The 16,973-nt window shown below is 71.9% G+C and carries 14 protein-coding genes; 7 read left to right on the forward strand and 7 right to left on the reverse strand.

Annotated features, from left to right (window positions below; all coding sequences use genetic code 11):
• Nucleotides 1-3: 3 nt before the first annotated feature.
• Nucleotides 4-1,185 (reverse strand): glycosyltransferase family 4 protein, encoded by a 1,182-nt coding sequence (locus H295_RS0116255; RefSeq protein ID WP_020136390.1) that lies wholly within the window; start codon nucleotides 1,183-1,185, stop codon nucleotides 4-6.
• 192 nt (nucleotides 1,186-1,377) lie between these two features.
• Complete coding sequence (locus H295_RS0116260; RefSeq protein WP_020136391.1) at nucleotides 1,378-2,367, reverse strand: DUF3068 domain-containing protein; 990 nt, start codon at nucleotides 2,365-2,367, stop codon at nucleotides 1,378-1,380.
• A gap of 203 nt (nucleotides 2,368-2,570) precedes the next feature.
• On the opposite strand from H295_RS0116260, the gene H295_RS47530 reads away from it, so the two are divergent.
• From H295_RS47530 to H295_RS0116280, 4 genes are all read left to right on the forward strand, one after another.
• On the forward strand, nucleotides 2,571-2,723 hold the full coding sequence (locus H295_RS47530) for a hypothetical protein (RefSeq protein WP_020136392.1): 153 nt from the start codon (nucleotides 2,571-2,573) through the stop codon (nucleotides 2,721-2,723).
• A 3-nt stretch (nucleotides 2,724-2,726) separates the two neighbouring features.
• Entirely contained in the window at nucleotides 2,727-3,950 is a 1,224-nt protein-coding gene (locus H295_RS0116270; RefSeq protein WP_020136393.1) for a PucR family transcriptional regulator, read from the forward strand.
• A 157-nt stretch (nucleotides 3,951-4,107) separates the two neighbouring features.
• Entirely contained in the window at nucleotides 4,108-4,881 is a 774-nt protein-coding gene (locus H295_RS0116275; RefSeq protein ID WP_028809421.1) for an IclR family transcriptional regulator, read from the forward strand.
• On the forward strand, nucleotides 4,878-5,750 hold the full coding sequence (locus H295_RS0116280) for an SMP-30/gluconolactonase/LRE family protein (protein WP_020136395.1): 873 nt from the start codon (nucleotides 4,878-4,880) through the stop codon (nucleotides 5,748-5,750). The genes H295_RS0116275 and H295_RS0116280 overlap by 4 nt, the downstream gene beginning before the upstream one ends.
• Nucleotides 5,751-5,757: 7 nt before the next feature.
• On the opposite strand, the gene H295_RS0116285 is transcribed toward H295_RS0116280, so the two are convergent.
• From H295_RS0116285 to H295_RS0116295, 3 genes are read right to left on the reverse strand one after another with little or no spacing between them, the layout of a single operon-like run.
• Nucleotides 5,758-7,170: an NAD(P)/FAD-dependent oxidoreductase gene (locus tag H295_RS0116285; protein WP_028809422.1), complete on the reverse strand. Its 1,413-nt coding sequence runs from the start codon at nucleotides 7,168-7,170 to the stop codon at nucleotides 5,758-5,760.
• Nucleotides 7,163-8,395: an MAB_1171c family putative transporter gene (locus H295_RS0116290; RefSeq protein WP_020136397.1), complete on the reverse strand. Its 1,233-nt coding sequence runs from the start codon at nucleotides 8,393-8,395 to the stop codon at nucleotides 7,163-7,165. The genes H295_RS0116285 and H295_RS0116290 overlap by 8 nt, the downstream gene beginning before the upstream one ends.
• Entirely contained in the window at nucleotides 8,392-8,982 is a 591-nt protein-coding gene (locus H295_RS0116295) for a hypothetical protein (RefSeq protein WP_020136398.1), read from the reverse strand. The genes H295_RS0116290 and H295_RS0116295 overlap by 4 nt, the downstream gene beginning before the upstream one ends.
• A 202-nt stretch (nucleotides 8,983-9,184) precedes the next feature.
• On the opposite strand from H295_RS0116295, the gene H295_RS0116300 reads away from it, so the two are divergent.
• On the forward strand, nucleotides 9,185-10,699 hold the full coding sequence (locus H295_RS0116300; protein ID WP_020136399.1) for an alpha-N-arabinofuranosidase: 1,515 nt from the start codon (nucleotides 9,185-9,187) through the stop codon (nucleotides 10,697-10,699).
• 18 nt (nucleotides 10,700-10,717) lie between these two features.
• On the opposite strand, the gene H295_RS45485 is transcribed toward H295_RS0116300, so the two are convergent.
• A complete protein-coding gene (locus H295_RS45485) occupies nucleotides 10,718-12,478 on the reverse strand; it encodes an endo alpha-1,4 polygalactosaminidase (protein ID WP_078616661.1) in 1,761 nt (586 codons plus the stop codon).
• A 49-nt stretch (nucleotides 12,479-12,527) separates the two neighbouring features.
• Nucleotides 12,528-15,521, reverse strand: a complete 2,994-nt coding sequence (locus H295_RS0116310; protein WP_020136400.1) for a beta-galactosidase — start codon at nucleotides 15,519-15,521, stop codon at nucleotides 12,528-12,530.
• Between the two features lie 120 nt (nucleotides 15,522-15,641).
• Here H295_RS0116310 and H295_RS0116315 point away from each other — a divergent pair, with 120 nt between their 5' ends.
• Together H295_RS0116315 and H295_RS0116320 are read left to right on the forward strand one after the other, a co-directional pair.
• Complete coding sequence (locus H295_RS0116315; RefSeq protein ID WP_028809423.1) at nucleotides 15,642-16,100, forward strand: RrF2 family transcriptional regulator; 459 nt, start codon at nucleotides 15,642-15,644, stop codon at nucleotides 16,098-16,100.
• A 202-nt stretch (nucleotides 16,101-16,302) separates the two neighbouring features.
• Complete coding sequence (locus H295_RS0116320) at nucleotides 16,303-16,953, forward strand: DUF4360 domain-containing protein (protein WP_020136402.1); 651 nt, start codon at nucleotides 16,303-16,305, stop codon at nucleotides 16,951-16,953.
• The last annotated feature ends 20 nt before the right edge of the window (nucleotides 16,954-16,973 follow it).

Genomic DNA, 16,973 nt, shown 5'->3' on the forward strand with positions numbered 1-16,973 from the left:
GTTTCACGGCCCCCAGCCCCTCACCGCCTCCGAAGCAACCGCACGGAACTGTCTGACAGTCCGATCCCAACGGAACCGCGAGGCCCGATCACGAGCCGCCTTGCCCATCAGCTCCCGGCGACGTGAGGAAAGAGCCAACGTGCACCATGAGGCGGCGAACGAGGACTCCCCGCGCGCGAGAACCCCCGTCTCCCCGTCCACGACGGAATCCCGCAGCCCGGGCACGTCGAAGGCGACGGTCGGCGTCTCCCGGCTCGCGGCCTCGGTCACCACCAGCCCCCACCCCTCCACCGCGGACGGATGCAGCAGCAGCCACGCCTCGCAGAGCAGCCGGTGCTTCTCCGCCTCGGACACATGCCCGGTGAACTCCACGCCAGGACCGGCGAGTTGCTCCAGACGGGCCCGCTCGGGGCCGTCGCCCACGATCACCAGCCGGCCACCGGTCACCGGCCGCACCCGCTCCCACAGCCGCAGCAGCAGATCGATCCGCTTGTACTCGACCAGCCGGCCGACGGCCACGAACAGCGGTTCCGGTGAGCGCCGCACCAGCGGCTCCGGCTCCTCGACCCCGTTGTGCACGACCCGGATCCGGTCCCGCTCGACACCGATCGCCCGCAGCGCGTGCGCGGTCGACGGGGACACGGCCACCAGCAGACTCCGCCCGCGGGCCGCCGCACCGGCCAGCGCCCAGTGTTCGAGTCTTCGGCCGAGCCGTGCGGCGGGCGCCAGCGGGCCGCCGAACCGCATCTTCCACAGGTCGGTGTGCACGTGGTTGACCAGGCAGAGGGTGGGGCCGCGGTGCCAGAGCGGCGCGAGGTACGGCATGCCGTTGCAGACCTCGACCAGCAGGTCGGTCTCGCCGACCTGGCGGGTGAAGGCCGCACGGGCGCGCAGGTAGTGCCCGAACTCGCTGCCCGCCGACACGACCCGGTAGTCCCGGTACGAGGCGGGCCCGCCGCACAGCAGGGTCACCTGGTGGCCGAGTCGGGTCAGTCCGTCGGCGAGCCGGTCGACGAGCAGCTCGGAGCCGCCGGCGGACGGGTTGTCGAGGTCGCGGTGGGCGAGGAAGACGATGCGGCGCGGAGGTGGGGGGAGCGCCGGGGAGTGCTGCGGGTGGTGCGATGAGGGTTGCCGTTGCGACGCCTGTGAAGGCGACCGCAGCGGATGGGGCACGTGCTGGGGCATGGGTGCTCCAACTCGTCTCAGGGTGCGGAACTCAGCGGTGTTTTCCGCCTGCTTGTGGGGGGACTGTGCGCTTCCTGGGAGGTGGCTGTGGGTGGGTTGTGCTCGGGTGGGGTGGCACAGTTTTCGCCCACCGGAACGCCGTGGCTACTCACGTACGTGACAATTTCCGGGCTTATTAGAGCTGACGTCCAGTCACATCGTGAGGACGGGCTCGGGCGTACCGCTCATATCGGTGGACTCGGGGCGCCTGCGTCCCCGTACCACCAAAACGCCCCCCACGACCGCGAGTACGAATCCGGCCACGGCAGCCCCGATCGGCAACGTCGTGCCCACCGCGCGCAGTTGTCCGCTGTCCCGCTCGGCCAGCCGTACCGCTTCCTTCTGGGTCGCGGTCGTGAACGCGATCTCACGGCTGTCCAGCAGGACCACGGCGTCCTTCTTCGCACCGGGTGCCCGCAGGGTGCGCCTGGGGCCCACCTGGGCGTAGACGACCCGGCCGGTGCGCTGGTCCACGACCAGCTCGATGCCGTGGTTGGAGTACCACTCCTCGGCCAGCACCTGCGGCCGGTCGGGCTCGTCCACGATCGTGCCCGGCACCAGGCGGGTCCCGACCTTCGCCGGGGCCACGGTGCCGGTGAACCGGTAACCCGTGTACCCCTGAACCTTCTTCGTACCCCGGTAGTGCAGAGTCACCGTGGAACCGAGGGAGTTGTCCCACCACTGGTAGGAGCGTCGCTGCACGTCGAAGGGGAACTTCAGGTAGGCCTCGCCCTCGATGTACGGCTTCTCGCCGCAGCAGTGCACGGGCTTGGTGGTCTTCCGGTCCATGACCCAGCGGTGCGGGACGAACTCCAGGGCGTCGTGGGGGTCCGCGGCCGGCAGCGACTTGTCGGTGTCGACGGTGGTGGTCACGTCCCACACCGCGGCCCGGCCGCTGCGCTCGCTGTCCTCGACGTCGCCGCGCACCCGCTGGGTGACGGTGATCCGCTGGTCGGGGACGGTCTTGACCTGTTCGGTGTCGAAGACGCTGCCCGTCCCGCGGTAGACGGCGGTCTGGTCGATGTCGACCGGGTTCACGGCGGCCCGCGGTTCCACGTACCACGCGAGCAGAGGCGCCAGCACCAGCAGAAACGTGCCGAGTCCCAGCAGGATCAGGGAGATGGGGGAGGCTGTACGGCGCATCCGGACACTCCAGGGGCGTGAGATGACGGAGTTCGGGCCGCTCTATGGGCCGGAGACCGTAGGCGTTCATTGACGGAGTGTCAACGTCTTGACGGGGTATCAGGGTCCTGTCGACACTGGGTCCACAGGCAGGTGGGTGCCGGGCCGGGTTCCGGGTGGGGATGTACGCCGGATCGAGCCGCTCGAGAGAGGCTGCCCCTGCGATGTCCAGACTGCTCGCCGCCGCACTGACCGTCGTGGCCGCCGCTCTGCTCGCCCTCGGTGCCGCGCTCGGCATCGTGGCGCTGCTGGAGGCGACGCCCGAGCAGCCCAACACCCCCTTGATCACCTACGAGCAGCCGGACCAGGGGAGTTGACCGGTGGCCGCCCGCCCGGCAGCCGTCCACACCCGCTCGGCCTGGCATGACGTCCCGCGTCCCAAGGTCCGTCGGTTCGCCGCCGTCGTCCTGTCCGAGGCGCCGGCGCTCGCGGAGGAGATCCTGAGCGAGATCCGCCGCGAGTACCCGCATCTGCCGGTCGTCCTGGACGAGTCAGGGGAGCCGATGGCCCTGGTCGGCATCCGCCGCGCGATCGAGGTCTTCGTCCAGCACCTGGAGACCGCGGAGGGCCGTCCGACGGTCCCGCCCGGGGTCTTCCAGGAGTTCGGCAGGGGCGAGGGCCTGAACGGCCGGAGTCTCGACTCCCTCCAGGCGATCTACCGCATGGGCGTACGCCTGGCCTGGCGCCGTTTCGCCGACATCGGCCAGCGCGTGGAGATCCCGCCGCCCGCGATGTACGAGCTGGTCGACGCGGGCTACGAGTACCTGGACGGCCTGGTCGACCAGTCGGTGCGCGGCTACGCGGAGGCGGCGGCCCGGCAGGCCGGTGAGCGTCTGCGCCTCCAGCGCCGCCTGATGGAACTGCTGCTGGCCGACCGGCACCACGGCGACCCGGCCGAGGCCCTCACCGAGCGCGCGGCCCGCATCGGCTGGCCGCTCCCGCGGAAGGTCGCGGTCGGCGTCCTGCTCCGCCCGGCCCGGGAGGCGGTGCCGCCCGCGGTGACCCAGGGCGTCCTGCTGGACATGGACTACGAGCAGCCCCGCATGGTCGTTCCGGAACCGGACGCGGCCGGCCGCCCCGAACTCCTGCACCGGGCCCTGACCGGCTGGTCGGGCGCGATCGGCCCCCCGGTCCCGCTGGCGGACGCGGTGAAGTCGCTGCGCTGGGCCGAGGCGGCCGTACGCCTGATGGAACGGGACCTGCTGCCCGGGGGCGAAGTCCTGTACTGCACCGAGCACACCGAGGCCCTGGTCCTCCTCCAGCCGGAGGAACTGATGGACGACCTGGCCCTGCGCTGTCTCTCCCCCCTCCAGCACTGCGGCCCCACCCACGCCCGCCGCCTCGCGGAGACCCTGCTCGCCTGGCTGGAGACCCGCGGCGGCGCCCCCGAGGTCGCCGCCCGCCTGGGCGTCCACCCCCAGACCGTCCGCTACCGCCTGCGCCAGATCCGGGAACTGTGGGGCGACGAGATAGACGACCCGGACCGCCGCTTCGAACTGGAACTGGTCCTCCGGACCAGGCGGCTGCGGGGGGAGCTGGCGTGAGACACGCAGGGTGACGTTTCGTGCACGGAGTGGGCCAACGCGGCGCTTGCCCATTGCCTGGGGAAACGGCCTGTCGCTAGCCTGTGTTCGTCATGCCGATCGTCTGTTGAAATTTCGAACGCAGACGCCTTAGACGACAACAGAAGGGGGGCAGGTTGTGGGACGCCTCGTACCTGCCGTGACCCGGGCTCTCGACATTCTCGAGCTCTTCCTCGACGGGGACGGCACGCTCTCCGCCCCCGACATAGTGCGCAAGCTCCAGCTGCCCCGCACCACCGTCCACGAGCTGGTGACCACTCTCGCCGCCCGGTCGTACATCGTCCAGGTCCCCGGTCAGCCCGGACGCTACCGGCTCGGGGTCCGGCCGTACCAGCTCGGCAGCCGCTACGCCGAGCAGCTCGACCTCGCCGCCGAGGGGCAGCAGGTCGCCCGGGCCGTCGCCGAGACCTGTGACGAGACCGTGCACGTGGCGATCCTGGAGGGCACCGACGTCATCTACATCGCCAAGGTCGACTCGACGCACGCGGTGCGGATGGTCTCCGCGGCGGGGCGCCGGCTGCCGGCCCACTGCACCTCCGTCGGCAAGATGCTCCTCGCCTCCCTCCCCGAGCAGCAGCTCGCCTCCCGGATCCAGGAGGGCGTGCCGCTCGTCGCCATGACACCGAACAGCATCACCGACCCCGGTGCCCTGCGCGAGGCCCTGGACGACATCCGGCGGCGCGGCGTGGCCATCGAGAACCGGGAGTCCAACCCGGACGTCTCCTGCGTGGCCGCCCCGGTCCGCGACCGTTCCGGGCAGGTCGTCGCCGCGCTCTCCATCTCCGTGCCGATGATCCGCTGGAGCGAGGACCGGCGCGCCGAGCTCGAACAGCTCGCCCTCAAGGGCGCCGGCGAACTCTCCGAGCGCCTCGGCCACCGGGGCACGGCATGACCGGCTCCAGCGGCACGACCCGCTCCAGCACGTACGACGTCGCCGTCCGGGCCGAGGCCACCCTCGGCGAGGGGCCCACCTGGGACACCGCCGGGAACCGCCTGCTGTGGATCGACATCCTCGGCGCCCGGCTGCACACCTACGAACCCGCCACGGGCCGGCGCACCGTCCGCGTCCTCGACCAGCACATCGGCGCCGCCAAGCCCCGCGCGAACGGCGGCCTGGTCCTCAACCTCCGCGACGGGGTGGCCGTGCTCGACCCGGACGGCGCCTTCCGCTGGCTGCACCGCGAGCCCGTCCCCGGCCGCCGCGCCAACGACGCCGCCGTCGCCCCCGACGGCTCCCTCTGGGCCGGCACCATGCGCTACGACGAGACGCCGGGCGGCGGCACCCTGTCCCGGATCACCGCCGACGGCACCCACACCACCGTCCTCGACGACGTGGCCGTCAGCAACGGCACCGGGTGGAGCCCGGACGGACGGCTCATGTACTACGTGGACTCGCCGACAAGGCGGGTCGACGTCTTCGATCACGAGGACGGGCGGATCACCGGTCGCCGTACCCTCGTCGCGATCGAGGACGGCGCCGGTTTCCCCGACGGCCTCACCGTCGACGCCGACGGCTGTGTGTGGGTCGCCCTGTGGGACGGGGCGGCGGTGCGCCGCTACACCCCGCAGGGCGAGCTGGACCGGGTGATCACCCTGCCGGCCCCGCGTGTCACCGCGTGCGCGTTCGGCGGCCCGGACCTCACCGACCTGTACGTCACCACGGCCCGGGTGGGCCTGAACGCGCCGCACCCGGTGGCGGGTTCACTGCTGGTGGTGCCGGGCGCCGGCAAGGGCCTGCCCCAACCGCCGTTCGCGGGCTGACCCAGCGCTACTGCAGACCCGCCTTCTTCAACTCCTCCGCGGTCAGCGGCGGTTCGGTCAACGCCGGTTTCAACGGCCCCCGTATCGCCGCCAGCAGCACGGCCGGCGTCAGCAGCACCTCGGCCCGCCGCTCCAGCGACGTCACGTCGGTGACCCGGCGGGCGATCCGGCCGTTGCCGGTGGCCGTGCGCATGAGACGCGAGACGTACGCGGCCACGAGCCGGTCCCGGGCCGTCGGGCCTGCCTCCGTCGCCCCGGGATAGAACACGTCCTGTCCGGTGGCCAGGTCCCACGCGGCCCCCACCGGCCGGGCCACCGCCTTCTGCACCCGACGGGACAGCCCGGCCGCCCCGAACCCGTGCCGCCGCGTGAGGTCCCGCAGGATCAGCGCGCTCTGGGCGCCGACGGCCAGACCGTGTCCGTAGACCGGGTTGTAGGCGGCCAACGCGTCGCCCAGCACCGTGAAGTTCTCCGGCCAGGCCGCCGCCCGTTCGTAGAAGTACCGCCGGTTGACGGTCGTACGGGTGAAGGCGACCTCGGACAGCGGCTCGGCGCGGGCGAGCAGGTCGCCGATCAGCGGATGTCTGAGCTCCTCGCGGGCGAAGCGTACGAAGTCCTCGCCCGAGGCGTCGGCGGCGGTGGGTTCGCCGCCGCGGGTGCCGTTGAGAGTGACGATCCAGCGGCCGTCCTCGATCGGCAGCAGGAAGCCCGACCGGCCCGGTCCCGGCTCGCGGGTGTCGGGCTGGACACTGACGACGGGGAAGCCGTCGCGGGCCTGCTCGGGGGCGAGGTAGAGGCGGCTCGCGTACGCCAGGCCCGAGTCGACCTCGCGGCGCTCCGGTGCCGGCAGCCCGAGGTCCGCGAGCCAACGGGGCGTTCCGGAGGCCCGCCCGGTCGCGTCCACGACCGTTCCCGCCTCGATGGTCCGTTCCCGGCCGTCGGCCTCCCGCACCCGGACCCCGGTGACGGCCTCCGCGCCGCCCACCAGCCCCAGGACCTCCGCGCCGCCGAGCACCTCGACCCGTTCGTCCGTAAGGACCCGCGCCCGGACCGTGGCGTCCAGCAGGTCCCGGCCGGCCAGGATCACGTGGTGGGACTCGGGCCAGCGCCGGAACCAGCCGTGGGCCGAGTAGACGACCATGTCGGTGGTGACCGGCGCCCGGCGGGCCCCGGCGTCCAGAAGCGCGGCGGTGATGCCCGGCAGCAGCTCCTCCATCGCCCGTACCCCGCCGGACCACAGCATGTGGGCGTGCCGGGCCTGCGGCAGCCCCTTGCGAGGGGCAGGCCCGTCGGGCAGTTCGTCGCGCTCCACCACGACCACCCGGTCGGCGAGGCCGGTCAGCGCGGCCGCCGCGAGCATGCCGGTGTGCGATCCCCCGAGGACGACGGCGACTCTCGCGGGGGAGGGGCTTTCAGTCATGCGTGGACATGCTCTCTGCCGGGACGGTCGCGCGGGCGCGTACCGCCTTGATCTCGTCGGGGCTGCGCAGGGCCTCGGACACGGCCGCGATCTCCTGGAGCAGGTAGGTGGTGTCGGGGTCGCCGTCGCCCTCGGTGTCCGGCGCCTGCTGCCCCGCCTCGACGGCGTCCAGGATCGTCACGGCGGCGGCGAGGGCCTGGGCACGGCCCCGTTCGGCACCGAGGGCGAGCGCGGCGTCGTAGGCGCGCACGCGCAGGTCCTCGTCGATGAACCGGGACAGTTGGAGCAGCGCGTCGCGGATGAAGGTCTCGCGGCGGATCAGCCGCATCTCGGCGGTGGCGCGCAGGGCGAGCGGCTCGCGCCTGCCCGCGACGGTCCGCATCAGCCGGGCCAGGTCCCTGAGGTCGCGGTGGCGACGGCGGACCAGCCAGCGCTCGTGGAGGTACTGGCCGGCGTGCGGGATGATGAAGCCGATCGCGACCAGGGTGGCGGCGACACAGGCGGCGGCCGGGGCGATGTTGGTGTTCAGCCAGTCCAGGTCGTGCCCGGTCCAGCGGGCCACGACGGCGGTGAGCTTGGCCGCGCTGAAGAGCAGGTTCGTCGCGAAGCCGACCCCGAGGAACCGCAGCCCCCAGCGCAGCCAGGCGTCGAGGCCGGTGGTGCGGATCCAGTTCCACACCAGCCCGGACGTGATCAGGCTGGCCACGGTGTGCGCGAGCAGGTAGAGCAGGATCAGCTCGCGCATGAACGGGGTGTCGGCGTAGTAGGTGTCGAGGTCCCGGATCCGCTCCACGGGGACGTCGGCGAGGGCGAACAGCACCCACATCGCCACGACCACGGCCGCGTACACCCAGATCACCCAGCGGGTCGCCCGCCGGATCCGGGCATGGTGCTCGCTGCGGCCGTCGCGCCAGTGCACGACCAGCAGCAGCCAGGACGCGCACAGCGCGGTGAGCAGCGTGTACACCCAGGGTGCGGCGATGTTCGGGACGCCGGTGACCCGGTTCGTCCAGGCGATGGTGCTCGGGGCCGCGAACAGGAACACCGCGCAGGCGAACAGCAGCAGACCGCCCACGGCCCGCAGCAGCGGGTCCCGCCACAGCTTGACGATGCTGGGCAGCTTGATCGCCAGGGCCGCTCCGAGGACCAGGCCCGGCAGCCAGTAGGGGATGCTCAGTCCGGTGAGGGACCCGACCGCCCACGCGGCCGGCTGGGGGTGTGTCACCGTGCTCCGCCTCCGCGGTAGCCGAGGGTTCTCTGGACCGTGTCGGGCCGGGCACCGCTGCCGCGGCCCGCGACGAGCGGCCGGAACGCCGCCGCCAGCCGGTGTCCGAAGTCGTCGGCCTCGGCCTCGTCCGCGACCCGGGAGCCGTTGCGGGCGGCCACCGTCAGCGCTACGGAGTCCCAGCCGGGCCGGTTCGCGAGGGCGTCGGCCGCGGCCGCGTGGTGATGGGCGTGGCCCGCGTGCAGGTGCCACAGCTCGTGGCCCAGGATGACCAGTTGCTGCATCGCCTCGGCGCGTTCCTCGACGATGACGAGGTCGAAGTCCTGGAACTCCACCCAGAGCCCGGTGACGGCGATCTCGTCGGGGAAGCGCTCGAAGCGCAGGTCGACGGGGCGTCCGCCGCGCCGCCCGCTCATCGCCTGGCACAGGGCACGGCACAGCTCGGGCACGTCGGCCGGGGGACGGGGCCTGGCCCGGACCGCGGCGGTGAGGTGGGAGACCAGATCGCGCATGGCCGGGGTCGCCCGGGTACGTCGTAGCGCCGAGGCGATCCGGGCCGCACTTCTGCGCGCGCCCGCGATGTCCATCCCACCCCCTGAGCCTTCCGCCGCCGTAGGACGGGCTGTTCGAGAGTACGCGCGCCCGTGGTGTCACGTCACGCGATCTCATTTTGCTGGACACCCCATTGACTGGAAAACGCTTCCTGCCTACGGTCCGTCCGGGGTGGCGGACAGCGTTCGAAATGTCACCCGCCGACGAACCAGGTATCCCGCACCCCGAAAGGCGCACATGAGCTCCACCGCCCGCTTCACCCTCGACCCCGCTTTCCGGATCGGTGAGGTCGACCCCCGTGTCTTCGGCTCCTTCGTGGAACACCTCGGCCGCTGCGTCTACACCGGCATCTTCGAACCCGGCCACCCCGCCGCGGACGAGGACGGCATCCGCACCGACGTCCTGGACCTCGTCCGCGAACTCGGGGTCACCGCCCTGCGCTACCCCGGCGGCAACTTCGTCTCCGGCTACAAGTGGGAGGACTCGGTCGGCCCCGTCGAGGACCGCCCCCGCCGCCTCGACCTGGCCTGGCGCTCCACCGAGACCAACCGCTTCGGCCTCTCCGAGTTCATCGCCTTCCTGAAGAAGGTCGGCCCCCAGGCCGAGCCGATGATGGCCCTCAACCTCGGCACCCGCGGTGTCGCCGAGGCCCTCGAACTCCAGGAGTACGCCAACCACCCGGCCGGCACCGCCCTGTCCGACCTGCGTGCCGCGCACGGCGACAAGGACCCCTTCGGCATCAGACTCTGGTGCCTGGGCAACGAGATGGACGGGCCCTGGCAGACCGGCCACAAGACGGCGACGGAGTACGGCCGGGTCGCCGCCGAGACGGCCCGCGCGATGCGCCAGATCGACCCGGACGTCGAACTCGTCGCCTGCGGCTCCTCCAGCCAGGGCATGCCCACGTTCGCCGAGTGGGAGGCGACGGTCCTCACCGAGACCTACGACCTCGTCGACTACATCTCCCTGCACGCCTACTACCAGCCCGAGGACGGAGACCTCGACTCCTTCCTGGCCTCCGCCGTCGACATGGAGTCCTTCATCGAGAACGTGGTCGCCACCGCCGACCACATCGGCGCGCGCCTCAAGTCGAAGAAGAAGATCAACCTCTCCTTCGACGAGTGGAACGTCTGGTACATGTCGAAGTGGCACGAGATCGAGAACTCCAGCACCCGGGACTGGGCGGAGGCCCCGCGCCTCCTGGAGGACAACTACAGCGTCCTGGACGCCGTCGTCTTCGGCTCCCTCCTCATCGCCCTGCTGCGCCACGCCGACCGCGTCACCGTCGCCTGTCTCGCCCAGCTGGTCAACGTGATCGCCCCGATCATGACCGAGCCGGGCGGCCCGGCCTGGCGCCAGACGACGTTCTTCCCGTTCGCCCAGGCCTCGAAGTACGGCCGCGGCGAGGTCCTCGACGTCCGGGTCGACTCACCGACCTACGACACGAAGAAGTACGGCGAGGCGGACCTCCTGCACGCCACGGCGGTGCGCGCGGAGGACGGCTCGGTCACCGTCTTCGCCGTCAACCGCAGCCGGACCGACGCCCTACCCCTCGAAGTCGCCCTGAACGGCCTCGACCTGACGCAGGTCGTCGAGCACAGCGTCCTCGCCGACGCCGACCCGGACGCCCGCAACACCCTCGCCGAGCCCGAGCGGGTCGCCCCGCACCCGGCCGAGGGCACCGCGCTGACGGACGGCACCCTCACCGCCGTACTGGAGCCGCTGTCCTGGAACCTGATCCGGCTCGGCTGACCGGGGTCCCCGGGGGCGTCAGCAGGTCTTCCGCAGGAAGCCGGCGGCGCCCTCGGGCACCACGTCCGCGTCCCGGCGCACCACGCTGAGGGTGCCGCTCCAGTGCGCGCAGGCCGTGGCCATGCCCTTCCCGGTGTACTCGACCACCAGGACGTTGCCGTCGAAGGCGTCGGCGAACGCGCCGCACTCGTCGTACTCCGCGCACTCCTCCGCCATGGCGAAGTCCAGGCCCACCGACGCGCGGTCGGCGAGGAGTTCCGTGGTGTTCTTCTGTGCCACGGCCAGGCCCTTGGCGTGGGCGTGCCGCGTCAGCAGCTTCATCAGGGCCTCGGCCTGGCCGGCCTTCAGATACGACGGGAAGCGGGTGAAGGAGTCGTAGTTGTCGGGCTCCACGGCCCGGTAGCCCCGGTCCGCGCAGGAGTCGATCCAGCCGTTCAGCCTGGCGGCGATGCGCTCGCGCTTGTCGGCCGTACGGATGTCCAGGACCGCCTCGTCCCAGTCCTTGTCGTGGACGACCTTCCCGTGGGGGTCACGCAGCAGCAGGTCGGCGTCCCAGTCCCGTTCCGCTCCGGACTCCGCCTGGTAGGCGTTGATGTTGCAGATGTTGTAGAGGCCCTGGGCGGGGGCGTCCTCGTAGCTGCGGCTCACCACGCGCACGTCCGCCGCCGGAGGGTACGCGCCGCCGATCTGGTAGTCCCAGGGCACGTGCCGGGGCGGCAGCGTCACGGCCGTTGTGGACCCGGGTGCGGCGGACACCGGCCCGCTCGCGGACGGGGACGCGCTCCCGCCGGCCGACCCGGCCCGTACGGCCGCGATGCTCAGCCCGGTCAGGGCCAGGGCGGCGACGGCACCGACGAGGACGCGGCGGCGGGGGCCGCGTCGCGAGACCGGGCGGCCGGCCTTCGTGGGGTCGGGCGACACCGGTCCGGGTACGGGCGGCGCCGGTACGGCCGGGCTCGACGGGTCTGCCTCCGTGTCCGGCAACTCCCTGAGCAGCTCGTGCAGTTCATCGAGTTCCGGCCGGGCTCCCGGGTCCTTGTCCAGGCAGCGTTCGGCGATGCTCCGCAGCGGCTCCGCGACCCCGTCCAGGGCGGGCGGCTCGTACATCACCTGATAGCCCGTCAAGTAGGGGCTGCTGCCGTCGAAGGGGCGGCTGCCGGTCGCCGCGTAGACCAGCAGGGACCCCAGCGAGAAGACGTCCGAGGCGCCGGTGACCTCGCGGGGCGCGGCGAACTGCTCCGGGGACATGAGGGGCGGGGTGCCGATCAGCCGCCCGGTCATGGTGAGTGCCTCGTTGTCGACGGCGTACGAGATGCCGAAGTCGATGACCCGGGGCCCGTCCTCGGCCATCAGGACATTGCTCGGCTTCAGGTCCCGGTGGACCATGCCGACCCGGTGGATGTCCCGCAGCGCCTCGACGAGGCCCAGCGCGAGCACCCGCAGCGCGCTGCCGCGCAGCGGGCCGTCCTGGGCCACGATGTCCGCGAGGGTGCGGCCCGGGACGTACAGGGTCGCCATCCACGGCTGCGGGGCGTCCGGGTCCGCGTCCACCACCGGGGCCGTGAACGCCCCGCTGACCCGGCGGGCCGCCGCGACCTCCTGGCGGAAGCGAGTGCGGAACTCCTCGTCCAGCGCGAACGCGGGGTGCACGAGCTTGACCGCGACCCGCCGCCCGGATTCCGAACGGCCCAGGTAGACGACCCCCATGCCGCCGCTGCCGAGCCGGTCGACCAGCGTGTAGCCGCCGATGGACGCCGGATCGCCGGGACTCAGCGGCATCGCGGGTCACCTTCCAGGGACGGGTGCTCGAACTTTCAAGGACAGCAGGCTAGCGGCCGGGGGACGGCACCGGGGCGACCGGTACACCCCCGGCAGACGTCCCCAGCAGTCTCAGCCGTACGTCCCCGGGCCCGGACTCCGTCGTCCCGTCCGAAAGAACCGCCAGGGCAAGGGTGTTGGTGCCCCGGGTGCGCAGGATGCCGTTGGGCAGCACGAAGGTGTGCTGCGGGCCCACGTCGTTGATGTACTGGCCCATGTTCCAGCCGTTGAGGAAGATCTGGACGCGGTAGGCGCGCTTCGGGTCGTCGTCCAGGACGAGGCCGACGGAGGCGTCGATGTCCGCGTCCACGGCGAGCCGGAACGTCGTGCGGTACCAGGTGACCCCCTGGCGCCGGTCGGCGCGCGGCAGTTCGGCGGGCTCCCAGTGCTCCTCGGCGAAGCCCGGCAGATGCCAGCCCTTGCGCTCCCCGTACAGCCCGCCGTTGTTCAGCGGGCCGCGCACCGGGTCCGGTGCGGTCTCGCCCTGGATACGCCAACTCGCCTTCGGGGACCCGCCCTTGAAGGAGAAGTCCGTCAACCCCCGGGCCACCTTGTGGGAGTCGGCCGACCTGCCGTCCATGTCGTGCGCCATGCGCCGGACCAGGACCGACAGCACGCGGGGCGACCTCCCGGTGGGGGGTGGCGTGTCGAAGGTGGCCGTAGCCGTCCAACTACCCTTTCTTACAGTGGACTTGTCCGGCACCGGCATCCGGTGCGTGCCCAGCGGCTGCCCGTCCAGCCATGCCATCAGCAGCCCCTGTGTGCCGGTGCTGTAGGTCAGCGACACCGACTCCAGGTCCGCCGCGTCCGTCAGCCGCGCCCGGTACCAGACGTCCCCGTAGTGGAAGCCGTAGTCGTCGGCGAACAGCACCGGCCGGCCCTTGGGGACCGGGGTGATGCTGTACGAGCCGGTGCGGTCGGCCGGTGTCCAGCCGGAGTCGTCGTAGTCCGGGAGCACCTCGAAGTTCTCGGTACGGCGCCGCCAGCCGCCCAGCGTAGGCAGCCGCACCTCGCCGACGGCGGGGATGGGCAGCCGCCCCGGGACGGCCGGCATCTCGGCCCGCAGACTGCCCATGGGGGTGATCGAGGTGCGCAGCGGGCGACCGTTCCAGGTGATCTGCCCGAGGCCGCGCGGCCCCCACACCTCCAGGCCCGTGCCCTCGACGGTGTCACCGGTCAGATGGGCGCTCACGCCGTCCAGGCGGGCCTCGCGCAGCAGCGAGGGGCCGTACACCAGGACCGTGCCGGTCGGGGTGTCCAGCGGGAACAGCCGCAGCGCGCCGGGGTCGTCGGCGAAGATCAGCAGCAGCGGGGTGTCGCCGCCGGTGCCGCCGCCCTCGATCCGCACCCGGGCGAGGCCCCCGACGCCGATCGGCGTGGTGATCCTGAGGACCCCGAGGTCGTAGTTCCACGCGGGTTCCGCGTCGCCCCGGGTGACCAGCGGCTCCTCCGGGCACTCCAGGAGCACCTGCGCCATCTCGCCGTGCGGGGCCGTGAACACCGCCACGTCCAGCCGCCCGACCTTGAGGCACATCATCGGCTGCGCGGTGGCGAACCTGAGCGTACGGCCGCCCAGTTGAAGGTTGGCGGTGAGCAGCCGGGCGTCATGGGCGGCGACGGTGAACGCGACGTCGATCCCGGCGTCCGGGATGGTCGTGGTGATCGGCGCGTCGGTGTCGTTGCGCACCACGTACACATGGGAGCCGGTGTCCGGGTTGGTCAGGTGGTACACCTTCAGCCGCTCGTCGGCGGCCCGCACCGGGTCCGCCCGGTCCAGCTTGGCGAAGTCCGGCACGGTCCGCAGCAGATGGCCGAGCTGGTGCGCCGGGGCGAGCTTCGGCGTCTGCCTGCGGGCCTCGTCGATCGCCGCCCCGTAGTCGTACGACGTGTAGACCTGCGGCGCGGGCAGCCAGCCCCACGAGGTGCCGCCGAAGGTCATGTAGACGTTGTGCACGGTGATGCCGTTGGCCAGGTTGGTCAGCTGGAAGCGCCGCTCGTAGGCCGCGTCCCGGCTGTACCGGGCCTCGGCGTACCCCTTGCCGTCGAAGGTGGCCCCGCCCCAGGAGTCGAACCAGCCCCCGCCGAACTCCGGGATGAATCCGGGCGTGCGCGGACTGGCCGTCGCCCCGCCCTTGAGCCCGCCCTCCCCGAAGTGCCCCCAGTCCGGCGGCACTTCACCGGGATCGGGGTAGCCGTCGAAGCCGTACAGCCAACCGTGCTCCTCGCCGCCGGTGTTGAAGGAGCCGGGGGCCCAGTAGCCGTTGCGGCCCTTGTCGTTGTGGAACAGCGGTACGTCGATCCCGTCGGCGCGCACCTTCTTGTAGAGGTGGGACATGTAGTCCTGGCCGAGCGGCTCGTCGACGAAGGCGTCGTACTCGTTCTCGATCTGGTAGAGCAGGACGGTGCCCCGGCCCTTGGTGAACAGGTGCCGGGCGGCGATGGCGTTCACCGCGGTCAGCCACTCGTCGACGTACGACAGATAGGCCGGGTCGGAGGTGCGGGCCCGGCCCGCGGTCGCCGTGAGCCAGCCGGGGAAGCCGCCGCCGTCGACCTCGGCGTTGATGTACGGGCCGGGGCGCAGGATCACGTACAGGCCGGTCTCGGTGGCGGTGCGCAGGAACAGGTCGAGGTCGCGGACACCGGTGAAGTCGTACTGGCCGGGGCCGGGGGAGTGGTAGTTCCAGGCCACGTACACGCTCACCGCGTTGAAGCCGTGCGCGCGCATCTTCTGGAGGACGTCCCGCCACAGCGACGGGCTCGGCAGCCGGAAGGGGTGCATCTCGCCCGACCACAGCACCAGGCGCCGGCCGTCGACCAGCAGCGAGTACCCGTCGAAGCCCACCGTGTGCCGGGCCCGGTCGGCGGCGGGCGCGCCCGGCGCGGGCCCGGTGGGCACGCTGTGGGAGGCGTAGGCCCGGGTGGTCTCCCCACCACTGCCGCTCAGCGCGAAGCCGAGCGCCGTGGTGCCGGCGAGGGCGCTGAATGTACGTCTGCTCAGCTCCAAGGGAGCGCCTCCTGGTCGTGCCTGTCCTCGTGTCCGTGCCCGGCCCGTTCACCGGGCTGTGAGTGGTGAGGCCATTGTGGTGTGGCCATTCTCTATGGCCGGACGACGCACAATTGTCGTATGAGGATCTCTGCGCGGGCGGACTACGCGGTACGGGCGGTGCTGGAGCTTGCCGTGCGGCAGGGCACGGAGCCGGTGAAGGCCGAGTCCATCGCCGCTGTCCAGGACATTCCGCACAAGTTCCTGGAGGGGATTCTCGGCGACCTCAGGCGGGGCGGGATCGTCGACAGCAGGCGGGGCGGGGGCGGCGGCTACCGGCTGGCGCGGGACGCCTCGGCCATCACGGTCGCGGATGTCATCCGGACGGTGGACGGCCCGATCGTGTCGGTGCGCGGCGAACGCCCCACCGGTCTGGAGTACACCGGCTCAGCCCAGCCGCTGCTCCCGCTGTGGATCGCGCTGCGCGCCAACGTGCGCAAGATCCTGGAGGGCGTCACCATCGCCGACATCGCGGGCGACGCGCTGCCCGAGCCGGTGCAGCGCCTCGCGGCGGAACCGGCGGCCTGGGAGAACCCGTAGGGCGCAGCAGTCGGTTTGCTCGGTTTGCGTTCAACTCCAGCCACTTACACGTGAGTTCGGCCATCGCGGGAATGGCTGGAGTTCGCTCTGGCATGCCCATGACGTGCTCCCTACGATTCCCTCGCCGCGGTGCTTCACAGAAAACACACAGGTTCTCCACGCTTCAACATTCAGCGCCTTCAGCGCAGAGGAGAGACCCCCCATGGCCAGTGGACTGCTCCTGGGCGGCGCCGTCGCCGCCCTCCTGACCGCGGCGGTACCCGCCCACAACCCGTCCGGCGGGTTCGTCGACCCGCCGCCGGACAAGATCGTCATCAACATCGCCACGGTGAACGGCTCCGGCTGTCCCGCGGGCACGGCGGCCGTCGCGGTCTCCGAGGACAACACCGCGTTCACGGTGACCTACAGCGACTACCTCGCCCAGGTCGGCGGCAACTCCGACCCCACCGCGTTCCGCAAGAACTGCCAGCTCAACCTGATCGTCCACGTCCCGTCGGGCTTCACGTACGCCATCGCCAGCGCGGACTACCGGGGGTTCGCCTCGCTCCAGTCCGGGGCGAACGCCGTCCAGAGGGCCTCGTACTACTTCCAGGGCTCCTCCCAGACGGTCTTCAAGACCCACCCCTTCTCGGGCGCCCTCAACGACAACTGGCAGGCGACCGACACCACCGACTGGGCCCAGCTGGTCTGGGCGCCCTGCGGGGTCCAGCGCAACTTCAACATCAACACGGAGATCCGGGTCAACGCCGGCACCTCCTCGCCGTCCAAGGTCAGCTTCATGACGATGGACTCGACGGACGGCGACATCAGCACGGTCTACCACATGGCGTGGAAGGAGTGCCCCGGCAAGTGACGCTCTGAGGGGACGGTCCG

Origin of the sequence: Streptomyces sp. 351MFTsu5.1 (assembly GCF_000383655.1) — a bacterium.
GTDB lineage: Bacteria > Actinomycetota > Actinomycetes > Streptomycetales > Streptomycetaceae > Streptomyces > Streptomyces griseorubiginosus.